General features: G+C 32.1%; 19 protein-coding genes. 2 read left to right on the forward strand and 17 right to left on the reverse strand.

The features are described 5' to 3' along the window. Positions 1-101: 101 nt before the first annotated feature. From J3477_RS06220 to J3477_RS06270, 11 genes are all read right to left on the reverse strand, one after another. Positions 102-917: a phage major capsid protein gene (locus tag J3477_RS06220; protein ID WP_206868780.1), complete on the reverse strand. Its 816-nt coding sequence runs from the start codon at positions 915-917 to the stop codon at positions 102-104. 16 nt (positions 918-933) lie between these two features. Further along, positions 934-1557, reverse strand: coding sequence for a phage scaffolding protein (locus J3477_RS06225; RefSeq protein WP_206868782.1), 624 nt, complete (start codon positions 1555-1557; stop codon positions 934-936). Positions 1558-2055: 498 nt separating this feature from the next. Beyond that, on the reverse strand, positions 2056-2544 hold the full coding sequence (locus J3477_RS06230) for a hypothetical protein (RefSeq protein ID WP_206868784.1): 489 nt from the start codon (positions 2542-2544) through the stop codon (positions 2056-2058). Between the two features lie 28 nt (positions 2545-2572). Continuing rightward, on the reverse strand, positions 2573-4453 hold the full coding sequence (locus tag J3477_RS06235) for a phage minor head protein (RefSeq protein WP_206868786.1): 1881 nt from the start codon (positions 4451-4453) through the stop codon (positions 2573-2575). Next, positions 4446-5936: a phage portal protein gene (locus J3477_RS06240; RefSeq protein WP_206868788.1), complete on the reverse strand. Its 1491-nt coding sequence runs from the start codon at positions 5934-5936 to the stop codon at positions 4446-4448. Before J3477_RS06240 ends, J3477_RS06235 begins: the two co-directional genes overlap by 8 nt. Positions 5937-5949: 13 nt before the next feature. Then, on the reverse strand, positions 5950-7206 hold the full coding sequence (locus tag J3477_RS06245; RefSeq protein WP_206868790.1) for a PBSX family phage terminase large subunit: 1257 nt from the start codon (positions 7204-7206) through the stop codon (positions 5950-5952). After that, positions 7193-7696 carry a terminase small subunit gene (locus J3477_RS06250; RefSeq protein WP_206868791.1) on the reverse strand — a complete coding sequence of 168 codons (504 nt, stop codon included), beginning with the start codon at positions 7694-7696 and terminating at the stop codon, positions 7193-7195. The genes J3477_RS06245 and J3477_RS06250 overlap by 14 nt, the downstream gene beginning before the upstream one ends. Before the next feature lie 171 nt (positions 7697-7867). Beyond that, positions 7868-8329: a DUF722 domain-containing protein gene (locus J3477_RS06255; protein ID WP_206868792.1), complete on the reverse strand. Its 462-nt coding sequence runs from the start codon at positions 8327-8329 to the stop codon at positions 7868-7870. 250 nt (positions 8330-8579) lie between these two features. Further along, positions 8580-8855, reverse strand: coding sequence for a hypothetical protein (locus J3477_RS06260; protein WP_206868793.1), 276 nt, complete (start codon positions 8853-8855; stop codon positions 8580-8582). Between the two features lie 122 nt (positions 8856-8977). After that, on the reverse strand, positions 8978-9124 hold the full coding sequence (locus J3477_RS06265) for a hypothetical protein (protein WP_206868794.1): 147 nt from the start codon (positions 9122-9124) through the stop codon (positions 8978-8980). Between the two features lie 126 nt (positions 9125-9250). Next, positions 9251-9475: a helix-turn-helix transcriptional regulator gene (locus J3477_RS06270; protein ID WP_206868795.1), complete on the reverse strand. Its 225-nt coding sequence runs from the start codon at positions 9473-9475 to the stop codon at positions 9251-9253. Between the two features lie 261 nt (positions 9476-9736). On the opposite strand from J3477_RS06270, the gene J3477_RS26075 reads away from it, so the two are divergent. After that, positions 9737-10141 (forward strand): helix-turn-helix domain-containing protein, encoded by a 405-nt coding sequence (locus J3477_RS26075; RefSeq protein WP_228731219.1) that lies wholly within the window; start codon positions 9737-9739, stop codon positions 10139-10141. A 23-nt stretch (positions 10142-10164) separates the two neighbouring features. Then, entirely contained in the window at positions 10165-10602 is a 438-nt protein-coding gene (locus tag J3477_RS06280) for an ImmA/IrrE family metallo-endopeptidase (protein WP_200265984.1), read from the forward strand. Positions 10603-10812: 210 nt separating this feature from the next. Here the strand turns inward: J3477_RS06280 and J3477_RS06285 are convergent, their stop codons facing one another. From J3477_RS06285 to J3477_RS06310, 6 genes are all read right to left on the reverse strand, one after another. After that, positions 10813-11937 carry a phosphomevalonate kinase gene (locus J3477_RS06285; RefSeq protein ID WP_206868796.1) on the reverse strand — a complete coding sequence of 375 codons (1125 nt, stop codon included), beginning with the start codon at positions 11935-11937 and terminating at the stop codon, positions 10813-10815. Positions 11938-12068: 131 nt separating this feature from the next. Beyond that, positions 12069-13427 (reverse strand): tripartite tricarboxylate transporter permease, encoded by a 1359-nt coding sequence (locus J3477_RS06290; protein ID WP_206868798.1) that lies wholly within the window; start codon positions 13425-13427, stop codon positions 12069-12071. A gap of 1 nt (position 13428) precedes the next feature. Next, positions 13429-13704 (reverse strand): hypothetical protein, encoded by a 276-nt coding sequence (locus tag J3477_RS06295; RefSeq protein WP_206868799.1) that lies wholly within the window; start codon positions 13702-13704, stop codon positions 13429-13431. Positions 13705-13717: 13 nt separating this feature from the next. Beyond that, on the reverse strand, positions 13718-14695 hold the full coding sequence (gene mvaD, locus J3477_RS06300; RefSeq protein ID WP_206868800.1) for a diphosphomevalonate decarboxylase: 978 nt from the start codon (positions 14693-14695) through the stop codon (positions 13718-13720). Between the two features lie 17 nt (positions 14696-14712). After that, the gene (mvk, locus tag J3477_RS06305) at positions 14713-15675 is read right to left on the reverse strand and encodes a mevalonate kinase (protein ID WP_206868801.1); all 963 of its coding nucleotides are present in this window, start codon (positions 15673-15675) and stop codon (positions 14713-14715) included. 294 nt (positions 15676-15969) lie between these two features. Next, positions 15970-17106: a sensor histidine kinase KdpD gene (locus tag J3477_RS06310; RefSeq protein ID WP_206868802.1), complete on the reverse strand. Its 1137-nt coding sequence runs from the start codon at positions 17104-17106 to the stop codon at positions 15970-15972. Between the last annotated feature and the right edge of the window lie 43 nt (positions 17107-17149).

The raw sequence follows: 17149 nt of genomic DNA on the forward strand, positions 1-17149 counted from the left end.
CCACCTTATGCAAATGCTAGTGTGAAGCTTCTTACTAATTTTTTTGCCCATATTTCTTTCCAACTACATGTGCTAAAGCTGAAGGGCAAATAAATTACATATTAAGCTCCAGCAGCTGCATTTTGTATAGTCACTTCTGCAGTTACTATGCCTTCTTTTTTAATAACTCCTGTGCCATGTACACAAAGACCTCTCATACCATCTGCAAAAGCTCCTTGAAGTCTCATTGCTTCTGTTTCTTCAAGCTGCTTTCCATGACCTGTTGCACCTTTATAAAGCCCTATAACTGTAACTGCTCCTGCGTTAACAGGTAGTTCTTCAGATACTATAAGCTGGAAGCCATTTATAATCTGACCTTCAACCACTCCATTTTCTAAAGTTACTGGCTGCTTAGCAAATCTATCATCCTTTGATAGTAAGCCTAAGAAGTCAGAGTTAATAACTGCATATCTATTAACCTTTGGCACCTTCCTCTTATTCAGCTCAGTTCCCATATCTACAAGCAAGTCATAAGCATTGCTTCCATTTACAGTCTTAGCACCTAGTTTCTTTCCTGCACCTAATGCTACCTTTGAAAGAACATGAGTATCTATAAGTTCGTTTAGAGTTGCAGCAGCTTCAGCTGTATGGGCATCAATTAACTCTCCTGCTGCTTGAATCTTATCTACATCATCAAGCTTTATAGCCCAATATTTTTTTTGATCCATGTCAATCTCAACAGTAGGAGTCTCTAAGTCATCCCATTGAACTTCTCCTATATAATCCTTTATTGCCACTGAGCCTACATTATTAAATATAACTTTGTTTCCTTTTATTTCAGTTGGTGGAGTTGTAACCACATCAGCAACAGATGCCTTGTGATAATTTGCTATTAATCTAGCCTCCCATATTGTTGGTATAAAATTTGATACTGCCATTTAACATCATCCTCTCTTATTTACTTAAATCTAAATCTTTTATTAGATCCCAATTAGCGTTAATCTCCTTTGGAGACATTCTTGAAACATTTTCCTTGCTAAAGGTCTTTACCTGACCTTCCAATCCTGGAAGCTTGTTTACAATAACCTTAGGATCTTGTCTTTGTTGTTGTTTTACTAAATCTTGTTGATTATTAAAGAAATCTATATGACTTTCTCTAAGCTTTTTTATCTTAACATCAAGTTCCTTCTCTACATCCAGATTTTCAATATCACCTAGTTTGTAGAGTATATAATCTATATCCTTACAGCCAGCATCCTTAAGCTTACTTTTTACGTCAAATTCCTTCTTATCTTTAGTTCTTGCTTTTTCAAGATCCTTCATCTCTCCCTCATATTTTGATATGGTGCTTTGAAGACTCTCGATATCAGCATTACTTTTCTTAAGCTCTTTTAAGGTTTTATTTGCTTCTTTTAGGTCATTCTGAGCTTGATCTCTTTCTTCCTTAAGCTTCAAAATCCTTATATCAGCATTTTCTTCTGAAGTTGCGTAAACCTTATTTTCCTTCATTGCTGAAGTTATCTTATTTACAATTTCTTCATTTAACCCTTGAGCTTTTAACAATTCCTTTAAGTCCATCTACTTTCCCTCCTAATACACTTTTTTACTTGGTATGTGTCCAAGTTAGGTTTCAACCTTTGTTCTTTTACATCTGCAATAGTTATAAAAAGATGTGGTGGAATATTATAAGAACCAGACTTTATTTAATTAAGTTAAAGCCTTATTCTTTACATATATTTAATTTGGGGTATAATAAAAGCACTCAAACTTATGAGTGCTTACATAGAAAATAATATAACTATTAAATTTTTATTACTTGTTCATTTCTGCCTTATTCCACAATAATAGTTTAACACAGATTTTGGGCTGTGAAATATAGTGGATACTCTATACTTACTATAGTTTTTACTTTGTGCTTTCTTTTCTAGTTTTTCTATTTTAGGTTAATTAATCTTTTTGTGTTGTATGACATTATATAGAATACTTGTTATGAATTAACTCATTTTATTGTAAAAATATTTATTTTCATAATTATATCATTTGAAATGTAATGTATCATTCCATGAATTTAATACCTTATAATATCTTTATTCCATAATTATCAATATTCATTTTATCTTCAATTTGCATAGCTTCCCATAGCCCCTCGTTTAACGACACGCCTTCATATCTCTTAATATTTTTCAGTTTATCACTATATATATTAATCGCCTCTTTTAATGCTATAATAATTTTATCTTTATTTATATTAAATGGTGATTTATCACTTTGTTCCATTTTTAATTGATAACTTAAAACAGAAAATACAGCAAATACTCCAACTCCTGATTTCCAAGTTAACCAATTTAATAATGTTTTTTCTAACTCTAAATCTACCCTTTTTTCTGGTTCATCAATATAATAATCATAAATAGATTTCATTGCAGGAGATAAATTTAGCATTGTGCTACCAGGAGCATATGAATTATAGCCAAGTCTATACATTCCACTTCCACTTAAAAATTCATCTAATTCATTCCTATCAATTGCAAGAACTAGCCCCTGTCTGTTTAATTTTTCATTCATATATTAATATCTCTCCTTATTTTAAAAATCATTTTTTTACATTATCTGTGATTTTTCTAAACAGCTCCATATCTTTATCCCTAGTAATCTGCCTAATTATACCTTCAGTAGTTCCTCCTAATGTCTTTCCACCTGGAATCCATTGATAATTACAACCATCCTCAACTCCAGTTACAATGTGTAAATTAATATCCCCATCTAATGGAATTTCCACTCTTACTACACCATTAGCAAATACATCTTCAGGCAAGCCTAATTCTTTTGCGAGTTGCACTTTAAATTCTTCATTAGAATTTGAAATAGACCCTAGATTAGCTAACTTACTTTCAATTGAATCACCAATTTTTTGTGGAAGTACGAACTGTCCACCTTTTTCACCTGGTCTACCAATTGTTCCATATCCTAAAACAAAATTATTATAAGCATCTTTAGGCATATAACTAATTACAACACTACTGCCATTACCATAAAATGCCTCTCTCCAATTTTCGGTCAATTTCGTATTTTTTAACGATGTTAAGTAATCATCTGGGGTTCTATTATTTTTATCTTCATTTAGTATTCTATAATAATCTTCAGGATTATATCCATTATTTATGCAATCATCCAGCCTAACATCAGATAATTTTAATAATTCATTAGAATTATCTTTAACATATCGCATAGAGTTCAAATCCGCAATTATCTCAGATTTAAATTTCTCTATCATCGACATTTTTTCATCCCACGAAATACTATTTAAGTTAACATCATTTTCATCAGCATATTTACTTAATTTGCTCCATGCAGTATCATCGATTACGCCTTCTTTCAATTTTTCGTAATATTTTAACCTTTCAACTTGTATAAGCTTACCATACTTATGTTCAAAAACACTGGCTACATTTCCAATATCATTATACCTAATTCCATCTTTCTCTAAAAGCCCTTCATTATCTTGTTTATTTGCAGAAGCAGTTTTATCTTTAATTGAAGTACTACTAGATTTGCCATCATCTAATCTTTCATTATTATTTACTCTATCCTTATACCACTGTTCAAAATTATCATACTTCTTAACTTCTGAGACCTTATTATTTTCAGCTATAACAGAATCTTCTTCCACCACTGTCTCACAGTCGCATCTGCAACCTATATCCTCCTTAGCCACTCCAAATAATCTAGGCTGAGAGGTTGAATAGCCATGTAAGTGAAACTTTTCATCTATATCAACTACTTGTCCATTTAATTGTTGGTGATCTACTCTTGTTTTCTTATCTGAAACTGCAATCCATTTTTTCTTTAAACTAACTCCACTTTTTACTGCTTCTTCTAAGCCTTTTTGTTTTGCTAAGGATTTTATCCTTCCTGCCTCAGTTACAGCTATTTTTACAGTGTTATTGTAATTAGAATTTCCTATATCACTTAGATTTTTAGCTAATTCTCCATAGCCTTTATTATTGATTAACCCTTCTGTTACAGCACCTTTTACCTTTAGTTTTATTTCATTTAGATGCTTATCATAAAGCCTTTCTGAGAGTTTTAGACCTGCTACTGGTGCTTCTAGGACTTCTTTAATCTCATCTTCCTTTAGCCCACCAAAATTAAGTTCACTATTTAATACCCCTTCAACTTCATAGAAAACTCCAAAGTATTCACGGTTAAGAGTACTTTTACCATAAGTAGCTATAGAGTTATAGTTTTTATCATAAAGCTTTCCTAAGATATCATTCATTTGATCTAAAAGCTTGTCTATCTTTTTCAGCTCCAGCTGCTTTGCAAAAGGGATATTTTCATTTGTTTGAAGGTAATCTCCAATTGAGCTTTTCATATCAGCTATGGCTGAAACATGAGCTTTCATAAGTAAAGCTTTAGTGCTATCTTCATCCTTTTCTGCTAATTTCAAAAGCTCTTCGTGATATTTACTCAACTACATCACCACCAGAATTAGCTTTGCTGATTAACTGGTCGCTTAGAGCATTCATATCTACATAAGGTTCTTGGGTTTCTAAAGTTTTCTTCTCTTCTTCATAATCAAGATCTAGGATCTCGCATAAAAGTCTCAGCTTAGTATCACTACTTATAGTATTCCCTGCGAGAAGTACATTGTTTATAAGCACCCCTTTAGTATCTGCTTTAGTCTTTTCATTGACAACTACTGAGTCTTCGTTTACCATGGTTTCTCTTACTAGATTTATCTCAATAGAATTACAATCATAGCTTGTGTTATACCTAGAATTAATATCATCCACTACTACCTTTAATAAATTTCTAATTAACCTTCTTAGTCTTGTTTCTGCCTTATTGCACTTTAAATCTAGTAATGCATATCTAGACTTTATTACTATGTTGGTTATGTTTCCATCACCTAACTGACTACTGTCAAAACCCATACCAAATTTATAGATAGCTTCTTTATCCAGTTCTATTTTAGTTTTTCTAGCTTCTGTTGGTATATCTATGGTTTTTACCTCTAGTCCACCTTCTGCATCGGTTCCAATAGTCTTTTTAGTCTTTAGATTAGTTGTAAGCTCCTCTAAACTATCACCAGAATATCCTTTAACTACATATATAGCTTCTTGGAAATCTTGTAGATTGTTTGAAAGACTGCAGGCCATTAAGTCATAATCATCTATAAGTGATTTGATTGGATCTAAATCTGTTTTTTGATATTTGTTATTTTCAAGTTTGAAAAACGGTATATATCCAAGGCCTCCGCCATCATAAATAGCTTTATCATCTTCTAATATTATATGAGGCTTAGGATTTGGCTTTATATCCATATCCATCTTAAAACCTTGTCTATTTTTATCCTGACTATAGTAAGTGACCTCACTATCTGTCCATACCTCTGCTTTAGTTATAATAACTTCATTGTCATTGTCATAAGCTACAGCATCATAGTATCTGATTATAGCTTTTAGTCTGCTGTTATAAACTTCATCATAAACAGGGATAACCCCTAAACTATCTGCTATTTGAAAGGATATTTTATTATTTTCATCTTTGTATGCATATACATACTCAAAACCTTTATTACTTGCACCCTCTAGAGCATTTTGAAGCAGCTCATGGAATTCTTCATTAATATACTCCTTAAGTTTTTCTTGAAATTCTTCCTCTTCTGCTATAACCTCTATTGGATTAGATAATAGATACTGAACCTTTTGATCTACAAGCTCTGTGTGAAATTGATGCTGAATCTTTACATTTGATTTATACTTATCTTCCTTAAGTACACCATTTGCATCAAAATAAAAAAGCCTATAATTTAGGATTTCATGTTCACCTTTATAGTAACTCAATCCTAAACTGGCTTTTCTTTTAAACTCTGAACTTCTATCTTGTAATATAGCCTTATCTAAGGCCCTAGCAGCTAAGCTGCTATTTTCTGAAAGTACATCTAATAACAACTTCCTTCACCTCCTAAATTAACCACTTCTTATTATTAATTTCATCTTCCATACCGTATCTAGCAGCATCTATAGTATGATTGTTTTTATCAGGATACTCCCCTTTAAAGTTACCCACCTTATCTTTTTCAAGCTCGTATCCAAGAAATTCTCTTTTAGCATTTGGGCATCTAACTGGATCAATTATTATTTCTTCTAGCTCTTCGCTTAAGAACTTTAAACCATGCTCTACGCTATCAGGACCCTTTTTAGCGCCAGCTATATTTAGCCCTAACTTTTTAAATTCATTTATAGTTCTTGGTTCTGCACTATCTGCTGTTATTCTCTTATTAGAAGGATTCAATTTTTTTATTTCCTCTACTGCTTTACTGTTGCTTAACTGAACCTTATAAATTTCACCGAAGATGTATAGTCTTTTTCTGGTTTTATCATAGTTCATAAGTAAGTACGCCAAAGGATCTGCAGCATAACCAAAATCCAAACCATTCTTCAGCCTATCAAATACTTCTATTTCTTCCTTCGTTATTTCTCTTATAGTTAGGTTTCTAAATACTTCTCCTCCATTACCTGTAACGCGGCCTAGGTAATCGTGCTCATATTTATTTAGATTAACCTTTTTCATATGCTCAGCTTCAATTATGAACTGCTCTCCTAACCATTCTTTTTCAACCATTAAGTAAGTACTATGATGAACAAATTTATCTTTTCTCTCTTCAAGCACTTCTATATTGGTCCAATTTTTCTGACTTTCTGGCGGGTTAAAGGAATAGAATACAAAAAAATAAGGACCACCTCTCATTAATGACTGATTGATGTTCCTTATTTTATCGTAGTCCTCAAACTCATCTACTTCTTCATACCATATATATTTTAGGTAGCCTTTAGATACTTTAATGGACTTAAGCTTCTTAGGATTATCTGCACCTTTAAAAAGAATCACTTGACCTGTTGGCTTATAAGTTAATTTTAGAGGAGAATAATTTACTTCCCATTCATTATTAACGCCTAGTTTTTCTATGGCCCATAGCATCTGTTCAAAAACAGAACCTCTAAGTACATCCTTAACCCTTCTAAACACTACTCCATTGGTAATCTCCCCCTTAAGAGAATCCTTCATCAGGTTAAGGATTATTTCTATAGAGATAAAAGAGGACTTCGCACTACCTCTACCGCCTTTAAACCAGTAATGAGTATGAAGCCTTCTCTTTATGTGTTTGTGAGCCTCGTAAAAACTAGGTGCTATTATAGATCTTAAGTTAATAGCCTTCATCTATATCATCCACTATTTTAACAGGTACTGTTCCTTCAATTTTTATCTTTTCAGTAAATAAGCCTAAGTGTTTACCTAGAAGTTCTAAACTCTTTGTTTTGTTATAGAGTTTTACTTCCCTTTCAATTATCTCTTCTCCATCTTCTGTAGGTGTTATCTTAACCTTGATAGAAGCTATAGCTGCTGCATCATCCCTGCTGATATTATTTTTTACTTCAGCTGTATCTACATCAATTAAATCACTGGCATTAACAAAACCTAGTCTTGCAAGCTCCCTCAAAACTCTGTCTTGATTTATTCCAGTTCTTTTAGATCTTTCTGCCATAGCTTTGTCTATATACTCTTTTATATAAGGCTTCTTAAGGTTTTCACATCCTATATCTGATGCTGAGTGAGGACTATATCCTGCTCTAATTGCCGCCTGAGTAGCATTAAGGTCGATTAAATATTCGTCACAAAATGCTTTCTGTTTGGCTGTTAATTTGGCCATTAATGCCACCTCCTTTTTAGTAGAATAAAAGCACCCAATTAAATGAGTGCTTTTAAAATAAAGCATATAATTTTTTTATTTATTCTTTGTTCCTGCCTTATTCCACAATAATAGTTTAACACATATTTTCACCTATAAAATATAGCTAATACTCTATACTTACTATAGTTTTTACCCTACAAGTCCTACGTACACTATGGGAACAAGCTTATTTATTGAACTATCTCTTAATTGATATATTCTGGCTTCTGTAAGATTTAATTCGACAGCTATTTTCCACCAGGAATCTCTTCCATGTCCTTTTATATACCTTTTATAAATCAAATCCTTCTCCACATCGGTGAGTACATTGCTATTGATAGCATTATCGATTTTCTTTAAAGTAATCTTCCGACCTTCAATCATTTTGTTTAGATTATTTATCATCTTTTCTTTATATATGATTTCATTTTCCACACTTGAATTGAATTTATTGGTTGGTCCAGTTCTTTCCTCATAGGTTATAGCTCCGCACCCAGTATATTCATTTTTAATGCTTTCTATTTCTAGCTGCAGGTTTTCAATTTCCTTTTCCATATTTTCATAATTATATAAAGTTCCTTCAAGCTTCTTAAATAACTCTTCATTCTTCATTAAATATCAACTCCTTAATTATTTGTCCCATCCTAATAATCTTCTTTCTAACTGATCATAGTAATAATCTCTTTGCTTATAATCCATAAAGTATTTTTGTTTCTTATAAATTACAGTCTTAACTTCTTGAGACTACCTATTATCTTTTTTACTTTTATCTAATTTACATTCCTTTTATTTACTTTGGATATTAATGTTAGTATTAACTTCATTATTATTATAATTTTTGCGGTCTTGCCCTGTTTATCTCCTAACTAAAGTAATTATTGAGCTGTTGTAGTTTCTCTTCTAACTCTTCAATTCTAACCTCAAAGCTAAGAAGTTTGTCCTCAACTTCTTCATAGGTAGCTTCACCTCGAAGTCTATGGTATTCATCTTCTAGGCTTGTCCACGTTTTGTCATGTAATAAAAGTTTTATATCAAATTCATAAGGAACTTCAAAAGCTATTGATACCATATCCACATCAATATCTAACTCATGAGGTACCTCAGGGTCATTTTTAAAATTCTTTTCTAGTTTCAGCATATTATTCCTGCCTTCCATTTTTCTATATATAATATCTTTCTTTTCTCTATTTATAAAAAGACTGTACAATTATGCCTTGTAAATATTTATTTTTTGAAATATAATAAATTTGGTTTTTAATTTTATTTTTTTAGTTGCTTAGGCAACTCTTTTTTTATTTTGTAGGTTTCTTTTGCTTCTCTTAATGCTGCATTAAACTCTAATCCTTTAGCCGTTAGCCTCTCAACTTCTCTACCTACTTCTAGGTAAAACAACATCATTTTTCCCATGCTTAAATATCCTTTCTCATACTATTTAAAAATTTAATCCTATATTTTTATGTTTTATAATTTTTTAATAAAGTGCTTTACTTCCCCCCCTTATTTTTACAGCTATGAACTTTAATTCAAGTTTACTTAACTCATATCGTTGCATTTTTGAGATGTACTTGTAAAAAAAATTTCCTCTGGATTTTTAATATCTAAGATTTTACTTATGGATATTGCCTCATTCAATGAAAATACTGACCTTCCATTAATTTTGGAATTTAGCGTTTGTACTGTTATTCCCATGCTATCTGCTAGTCTTCTTTGTGTATATCCTTGCTCAATCATTCGTGCTTTTAATTTGTTGATTTGCATTATAATTTCTCCTTTCGTTGCATTTTTGGGATGATTTTATTATAAATGGTTTGTTTTTCAAAATCAAGTCATATATGCAACATTTTTTTATTTTTTATAAAAATATCGTTGCATATATGAAAAAACACTTTATAATATATATATGAGGATATATTAGCTCAAGCTAAAAATTATCTTCGAAGCTCATATAATTTTTGAAATCAGAACTTGGAGATATAAACAAAGTGGTAAATCCACATAGGCTTAAAGAGGAGTAAAAAAATGAATGATAAAGATCTTAGTAACGTTATAGATAGAATCAAAAACAGACGATTAGCATTGGGATTATCCTATCAGGATATGCAAGATTTAACTGGAATAAGTAAGTCAACTTGGCAAAGATACGAAACAGGTTTTATTAAGAATTTAGCTATAGATAAATTAGATTTAGTTTCCAAAGCTTTAAAAACTACACCTTCATATTTAATGGGTTGGAATGAAGAAACCGAAAAAGAAAATAAAGAATTCACTACTGCCAAGGAAGCCACTGAGTATCTTCTAAAACTCCCTTCTATGGCTGCCTTTGGAGGTTATGATATAAATAAGATGTCAGATGAAGAGATTATAGAATTTGCTAACGAGTTGTTACATCAATTTGAGCTAATTAGTCATAAATATAAAAAGTAACATTGGATAAAGAGGTGATGAGGATGCAATGGATAGATAACATTGTATTAGGGTTAGTCGATGAGTATGGTACGAGAGATGTTTACGAACTATGTGACTGTCTAGAAATAGAGATTAGAGGACTGGATCCATCTAGTATCATACTTAATGGTCATGAAGCTTTTTATTACAGACACTTTAACGGTGCAGAAATAATTTTTATAAGTAATAAACTTGAAAATCCATTAAAGGAATTTGTATTAAAGCATGAACTAGGTCACGCATTATGCCACACTGGTATTTTATCAGCAGGTTTTCTATATTCTAATATACACAAACTAGAAAAACAAGCAAACTATTTTGCATTTAAACTAAGCGATATCTCTTTTGACAAAGTTGAATTAAGAGAGATGACCCTAGAACAAATCGCCAGTTGTTTAGAGATTCCCTATGAGCCTTTAAAGCAACTGGTTAATTTATAAACTTCAAGCGAACATATGTTCACAAAAGTATTTCTTTGTTCGTATTTAGTTCCTAATTAAAATAGCAGAAAATGATCTACAATCTATACTATAGATCTTTTCTGCTATTTTTTTAGTATATAATCTTTTTCAATAAACTTATAAGATATGGTTTTATCATTGTAGAGAAACTATCAAGCCATTAATTGGCCTTTTGAATTTCTCTTTATCTTAAAAATCCTTCTCAATCATATCATCTACAAATAATCCCAGTTCAGACACCTTTAAGTCTAAAGGACTAATATCAGCATTTTTCCATTGTTCATACATAGCCTTCATATAGATGGTATCTTTTAGAAAAGCAATTCCGCAGTCTCCTCCTCCTGCACCTGACGATTTACCACTTCCAAACTCTTCTGCAATTATACACAAGACTTTCAGCTTTTCTGTTTCAATATCAATTCTAGCATTATCACCTAACTTCTGAAGCGCTTTACGATTTTGTTTAAGTGCATTAATCGCTTCTATGCAATCATCCACCTCAAAGCCTTTTATCAGTCTTTCCACTGCAATAGAGCTTTCTATTAGAAACTGGGTATAAGCTTCTAAATTATGCTCACGAAAATTTTCTATCTTCCTAATCATAGGCCCAGTAGCTACTGATGATTTTGTCCACCCAACAGCTAACTTAAGTAAAGTTGGAGGAGTTATTTTTCTAATAGATAAGTTTGGCCAGTCACTTTGTATCATTTCCGTTAGTTTTGTTCCTTGATCTAATTGACTTAATACCCATTTCCCCATAAATGCTGAATATTCAAGCCAACCTCCATAAACTGCAGCAGCAATATCGGCTCCTGAACCACTTTTTTGTGATTTTAGATGAGCTATTGCTGAAAGTTTAAAGATTTGATCAAGCGAAGGCTGCTCTTTTCCATCACTATATAGTGCTAACATAGCTGAAATTACAGCAACTACAACTGCTGCACTTGAACCTAGTCCATACTTTTCACCTGTTGAAGGATCATCAAGTCCACTTTTAATCTGCAATTCAAATGGAATGACATCAATAGATTTTTCCTGTAAAAATCTATTCACCACCGAGATTGAGTTTTCGATAAAGTTTAGCCTCGAATCTTCAATATTAAATTGAACCTTTTCTTCATTTATTTCCCAAGCAATATCTTCTACCCCTAGCTTTGGAATAGAGATTTTATTTTCCTTGGATGGTTGAATATTCGCTGTTACATACCGATCAACTGCAATTACCACAGATTTCTGATTTGGTTCCAAAACAGCATATTCACCTGCAACCATAAGCTTACCCGGGACTCTTACTTTATAATTTAGATAAGACATTTTAATTCCTCCATTAAGATATTAGATACACCAGTTACAAATAATATCTAACTAAGTAATTTAGTTTCAATTAATAGTTAATATAATCAGCAACTAAATTTTGTAGACTAGAACTGGGAGATCTATTCCGCTTAAATACCTACTAATTTTGTTATAATCCATGGTGCTGAGTACAGTACCATGAATTGAACCCCATAATTGATTCCTAGTCTATATAGAATTCCCCCTACTATCCCTATTAATAAAACTCCTGCAACATTTATAAACCCTGCATCCATATAAGCCAGTAATAATACTAAACTAAAGAATAGACCTAACATTGCCTCATGTGGTATTTTGGTAAATACAAATCTGCAAATCTGCTCAGAATATTTTACAGTAATATAATATGTGATCGCTAATGCTACTATAGCACCGATAAGAGTTGCCCATATATAGTCTGAATTAGATAATAGGTGATGCATATTATTCTTTAATGTATAAACTGGTGGAGCATTAAAAAGTGGATTTGCTGGTCCAAGTGCCATTGGTGATAGAGGTATACCCAGCGCAATAAGTGGTATCAATGTTCCAGAAATATATGTTGCATGTGCTAAAGCTTCCATACAGGAAATGGCAAGAGAAGCTTTAGCAACTGGATCCTTAGTTCGACTAGAAAACAGCTCTCCTAAGAAAGTTGTTAGTCCAACAGGACTTAATATAAAGGTCACTGAACCAATTAAGGAGGTTATAGCACTATAAATAGTCTCTTTTTTTGTTAGGATCTTAAATGGGTTAGGAACCGTTTTAATTTTTTCAGCCTTTTTGAAATAAATTTTCTTTTTATCAAATCTTTCAAGGTTATCTCTTTTTCCTTTATTTAAAAGTTCAAATAGAGTTAAAATAACAGGTCCTATTGTTATTCCTAAGAAGAAAGAAATAGATACATTAGTGCCTTTAGGAACTACCCCCATCCCCCAATAAAGATGACGAAGTCCTTGGATTAACAAAGCAAATGGTACTATAGCTACAAGCGCTCCCCATTTATTTTTGCTCATCAACGCTAAAAATATTGCTCCAACAAAAAATACTGGATCTCCATATTGCTTTATTACTGTAGCAAATGGAATTAATGCATGAGCTAGTAACAAACTAACTGGTACTGAAACGATTGTCCCAATAATAGAACCTGAAGCCATCTTTCTAATACTTGTATCAGTTAATCCAAACCTCTTGAGCACCATAGCATGTTCTATCATTGGGGTTGACATAACTCCTGCTGGGATTCCCGCTATAGAAACTGGAATTGCATCAGTCAATTTGCTTGCTACTATTGCTGAGATAAAGAAAGATAATATTACAGCTGGCTGTAGTCCTGATAAAACCAACACCAGTGTTACTGGAGCAATAGTTGCAGTTTCATCTGTACCTGGTGCTACACCAATAATAGTGTATATAATTGCAGCAATAACAGCTGCTAAAATCATTTGTAAAATTAAAGTAGTAGTCATACTAATCCTCCTGTGATATTTCTATAAATGCTCTTTTCGGCTTTATTATAATACTGCAAATCACAAATCCAATTATTGCTCCCAGTAAGCCTAAAAATAGTTGTTTAGGGCGTTCTTTAGGAGCAAGAAAATATCCACCAAATGCAGTAACACTGCAAATTACGAGAGATAGAATAAGCTCTTTTATAGAAACAAGGTCTTCCCACACTTCAATATTAGTTCTTAAATCATCACTAGTAGATGATTTCTTTATTCTATTATTTAAATTTTCCATCATACTCAACTCCTACCTATTCCAAATACTTAATTCCAGATCCTGGATGACATATAATAACCTCTTGTACATCAGTCAAGCTTAACAGTGATTCATATACTATCTTTTCATCTTTAGGTAAGCATAGAACTTTAACATTTGGTCCAGCATCAATTGTAAAGTAAGCATAAATTCCTTCTGATCTTAGTTTATGAATATGGTGAATTACATCAATACTTCCTTTTTGCCAATATAAAATTGGTGGATTTGCTCCAAGCATTGTTGCATGCATCTTCATTGCATTTGCTTCAACTATAATTCCTAACTTTTCAAAATCTCTAGAACTTATTGCCTCTTTTGCTTCCTCAAGATCTTTTTCAACAGTACTAAGCCAACCTGAATAAAAAGGCGAAGTTTTAACGGTTCTTTTCATCCCTTCTGTACTAGACACCTTTTTTGGCTCCGCAACTAATAACACTGAAAGAATACTAATATCCCAAGATTTTTCACTTAAAATCTGTTTTGCAAAAGAATCCTTTCCATCAATTTGTATACCTTTTTGCCATTCAACAAATCCTCCATAAACTGATCTGCAAGCAGAACCTGACCCCTGACGAGCAAGCATTGATAACTCCTTTTCACTTAATTGTAATTCAAGGGCTCTTGTTGCTGCTGCAGCTAATGCTGCGAAGCCTGATGCAGAGGAAGCGAAACCAGCTGCTGTTGGAACCCTATTTTCAGAACATATCCTAGCATGTAAGTTAGTCCCTGCAAGATCCCTTACTTTATTGAGGAAGATAAAAACTTTATTTGATTCTTTATCGGTTGCCTGTAGTTCATTAAGAAAGAATACATCCTTATCAAAATTTTTGCAAAACTCAACAGTTGTTACAGTAAAAAAACTATCTAAGGTTATAGATAAACTACTGTTCATAGGTAAAAAAAGTGTTTCATCCCGTTTTCCCCAGTATTTAATTAGTGCAATATTAGTATTGGCTATAGCCGTAGCCTTCATCAAAATCACCTCTTTTACTACTTTGGACTATACAAGATATTTTCTTCAGTTGAAAAATACCATACATTAGAAGCTCCTGAATCCATCAACCGTTTTGCTATCACTTCAGCATGTTCTAAACTTTTCCCAAGAGCTAGCATGCATCCACCTAAACCTCCTCCTGTAAGCTTTGCACCTAGAGCCCCCTCATTCCTAGCTATATCTATTAAGTGATTTAATTCATCATCACTGACACCAAGAATCTTAAGTTCTTCTTGATTACGATAAAGCAAATCCCCAAGTAAATATATATCGCCATTAAGAATAGCTTCCCTTGCTAACTCTACAATTCTCGCTATTTCATCTAATGAATTTTGAACTTTTGCAGTTTCAGAAGCATATCTTTTTCTAACATTATCAACAGCGGTATGTGTATCCCCATTTCTACCAGTATCAGCAACAACTATATATAAAGGCCTTCCTATAGTCAAAGGAACTATCTCTTTTTCCTTCTGAAACCATATTGGATGTTCGCTTATTTCTGCAACCGTATCAATTCCACTTGGTTTTCCATGTGCATAAGTTTCAGCAATTTGGACAAGAGAAAATAAATGCTCCTTTGAAAGCTTTTGTTCAAATAAAGAAAATAAACTTCTAACTATAGCAATTGCAATTGCTGCACTAGACCCCAGTCCACGACCTAATGGTATATCTGAATCAATTCTAATTCGTAAATTTTCAAAAGGTTGATTTGCATATCTCAGTGTTTCCTCTATACAAGCTTTTATTCCTTCCATTTTCGCTGGTATTTTGTCAATAGGACCAGTATAAATAGAAGATTCAAACATAATTGGCCCAACCGCTTTTTGAATTATTACTCTTACCTTTAATGGAAATGGAATAGCTATAGCAGGCTTGCCGTAAACAACTGCATGTTCACCAACTAAAATCAACTTACTATGAGCCTCGCAGATGGCTGACTTAGTAGAAACTGTACGCATATAAAACCTTCCTTTATCAAATAATAAATATTAAATAGCCTTTCTCTTTTCACTTCATCTAATCGCAATTAAATATCTATTGATAATAATAATCGATTAGAATTTAATTGTCAAATAATACTTATTTTCATTAAATAATTAATATGCATAACAAAAGGCGAGTATGTATATTAATTATTATTTATACATACTCGCCTTTTAATTCATTCACTGTAGATTATTACTTTCTATTTAGCTCTACAATTTTTATAAGTCAAAACAAATACCACACCATAATATATTTTCATAATCGTTTTAAATAGGAACAATATGAAACTCTACTCCATCTGTCTTTTTAATCAACTTTGTAATCATAGACATTTTAATGAAATTTTTAAATTTCCCCTTTATAGATTCGCTGTTTCCTATAAGGACAAATGTGATATAATTCGCCTTAATAAAATTGTATAAGGTTTTTATATATTCTTTTTCTTGAATAACGAAATATTTAGCTCCAAGACTCTCAGAAACTTCTTTTAACCGTTCTTCGATTGATGTATTTTTGCTATTTGTAAAATCAAAAAAGCTCTCTCTTTTTAAGTAAACAACAAAAAGATCAGAATTAAACTTCTTTGCCATCCTTTCTCCTCTTATTATTAATTTTTGGGAAGAAACTTCTGAATCTACAAATACCATTATTCTTTCAGCTACATGCCAGTTTAAGGTTATGTTTTTTTGTTGCATGTAAGAAAAAAGGTCATCTTCAACTTCATCAGCTGTAGCTTTTAAACAAATAGATCTTAAGGCACTTAAAGTATTTTTTTGAAAATAATTTTCCGTTGCATTTTTATAATTATTGTTAAAAATCTTACCCTCCTGTAATCTCTTTATTAGCTCTTCTGGAGAAACATCAACTACTATTACTTCATCAGCATTATCTACTACTTCGTAGGGTACTATTTCAGAAACATCAACTCTAGTTATGTTATAAGCTAGGAAATTTAAGGTCTCTATATGCTGAATATTTAGGGTAGTTAATACGTTAATACCTTTTGATAATATTTCTAACACATCTTCATATCTTTTAGAATTTTTACTAGTTGGAGCATTAGAATGTGCTAATTCATCTATGAGAACTGTTTCCGGCATATATTCTATTATTTTTTCGATATCTGGTTCATAGAATATCTTTCCTTTATAAGATATTTCTTTTAAAGGGATTTCCTTTATACCTTGCTTATTTCTTTCAGTATCTTTTCTATAGTGAGGTTCTATATAACCAATCACCACGTTTTGCCCATATTTGATTCTCCTTTTAGCTTCATTGAGCATAGAATAAGTTTTTCCAACCCCAGGTGCATAACCTAGGAAAATCTTCAACTTACCTCTTTTTTCTTTAGAAGCTATTCTTAATGCCATCTCTGGACTTGTTCTTGTGAATTTATTTGACATTATACTACCTCATTAAAATAAAATGTGTTTAATTTGTTAATCT

The sequence above is a fragment of the Clostridium zeae genome, from assembly GCF_017312485.1.
GTDB lineage: Bacteria > Bacillota > Clostridia > Clostridiales > Clostridiaceae > Clostridium_AR > Clostridium_AR zeae.

Coding starts and splice junctions, on each gene's coding strand:
- J3477_RS06220 (WP_206868780.1), bottom strand. CDS start 917: ATGGCAGTATCAAATTTTATACCAACAATATGGGAGGCTAGATTAATA.
- J3477_RS06225 (WP_206868782.1), bottom strand. CDS start 1,557: ATGGACTTAAAGGAATTGTTAAAAGCTCAAGGGTTAAATGAAGAAATT.
- J3477_RS06230 (WP_206868784.1), bottom strand. CDS start 2,544: ATGAATGAAAAATTAAACAGACAGGGGCTAGTTCTTGCAATTGATAGG.
- J3477_RS06245 (WP_206868790.1), bottom strand. CDS start 7,206: ATGAAGGCTATTAACTTAAGATCTATAATAGCACCTAGTTTTTACGAG.
- J3477_RS06250 (WP_206868791.1), bottom strand. CDS start 7,696: ATGGCCAAATTAACAGCCAAACAGAAAGCATTTTGTGACGAATATTTA.
- J3477_RS06255 (WP_206868792.1), bottom strand. CDS start 8,329: ATGAAGAATGAAGAGTTATTTAAGAAGCTTGAAGGAACTTTATATAAT.
- J3477_RS06260 (WP_206868793.1), bottom strand. CDS start 8,855: ATGCTGAAACTAGAAAAGAATTTTAAAAATGACCCTGAGGTACCTCAT.
- J3477_RS06265 (WP_206868794.1), bottom strand. CDS start 9,124: ATGGGAAAAATGATGTTGTTTTACCTAGAAGTAGGTAGAGAAGTTGAG.
- J3477_RS06270 (WP_206868795.1), bottom strand. CDS start 9,475: ATGCAAATCAACAAATTAAAAGCACGAATGATTGAGCAAGGATATACA.
- J3477_RS26075 (WP_228731219.1), top strand. CDS start 9,737: ATGAATGATAAAGATCTTAGTAACGTTATAGATAGAATCAAAAACAGA.
- J3477_RS06280 (WP_200265984.1), top strand. CDS start 10,165: ATGCAATGGATAGATAACATTGTATTAGGGTTAGTCGATGAGTATGGT.
- J3477_RS06285 (WP_206868796.1), bottom strand. CDS start 11,937: ATGTCTTATCTAAATTATAAAGTAAGAGTCCCGGGTAAGCTTATGGTT.
- J3477_RS06290 (WP_206868798.1), bottom strand. CDS start 13,427: ATGACTACTACTTTAATTTTACAAATGATTTTAGCAGCTGTTATTGCT.
- J3477_RS06295 (WP_206868799.1), bottom strand. CDS start 13,704: ATGATGGAAAATTTAAATAATAGAATAAAGAAATCATCTACTAGTGAT.
- mvaD (WP_206868800.1), bottom strand. CDS start 14,695: ATGAAGGCTACGGCTATAGCCAATACTAATATTGCACTAATTAAATAC.
- mvk (WP_206868801.1), bottom strand. CDS start 15,675: ATGCGTACAGTTTCTACTAAGTCAGCCATCTGCGAGGCTCATAGTAAG.
- J3477_RS06310 (WP_206868802.1), bottom strand. CDS start 17,106: ATGTCAAATAAATTCACAAGAACAAGTCCAGAGATGGCATTAAGAATA.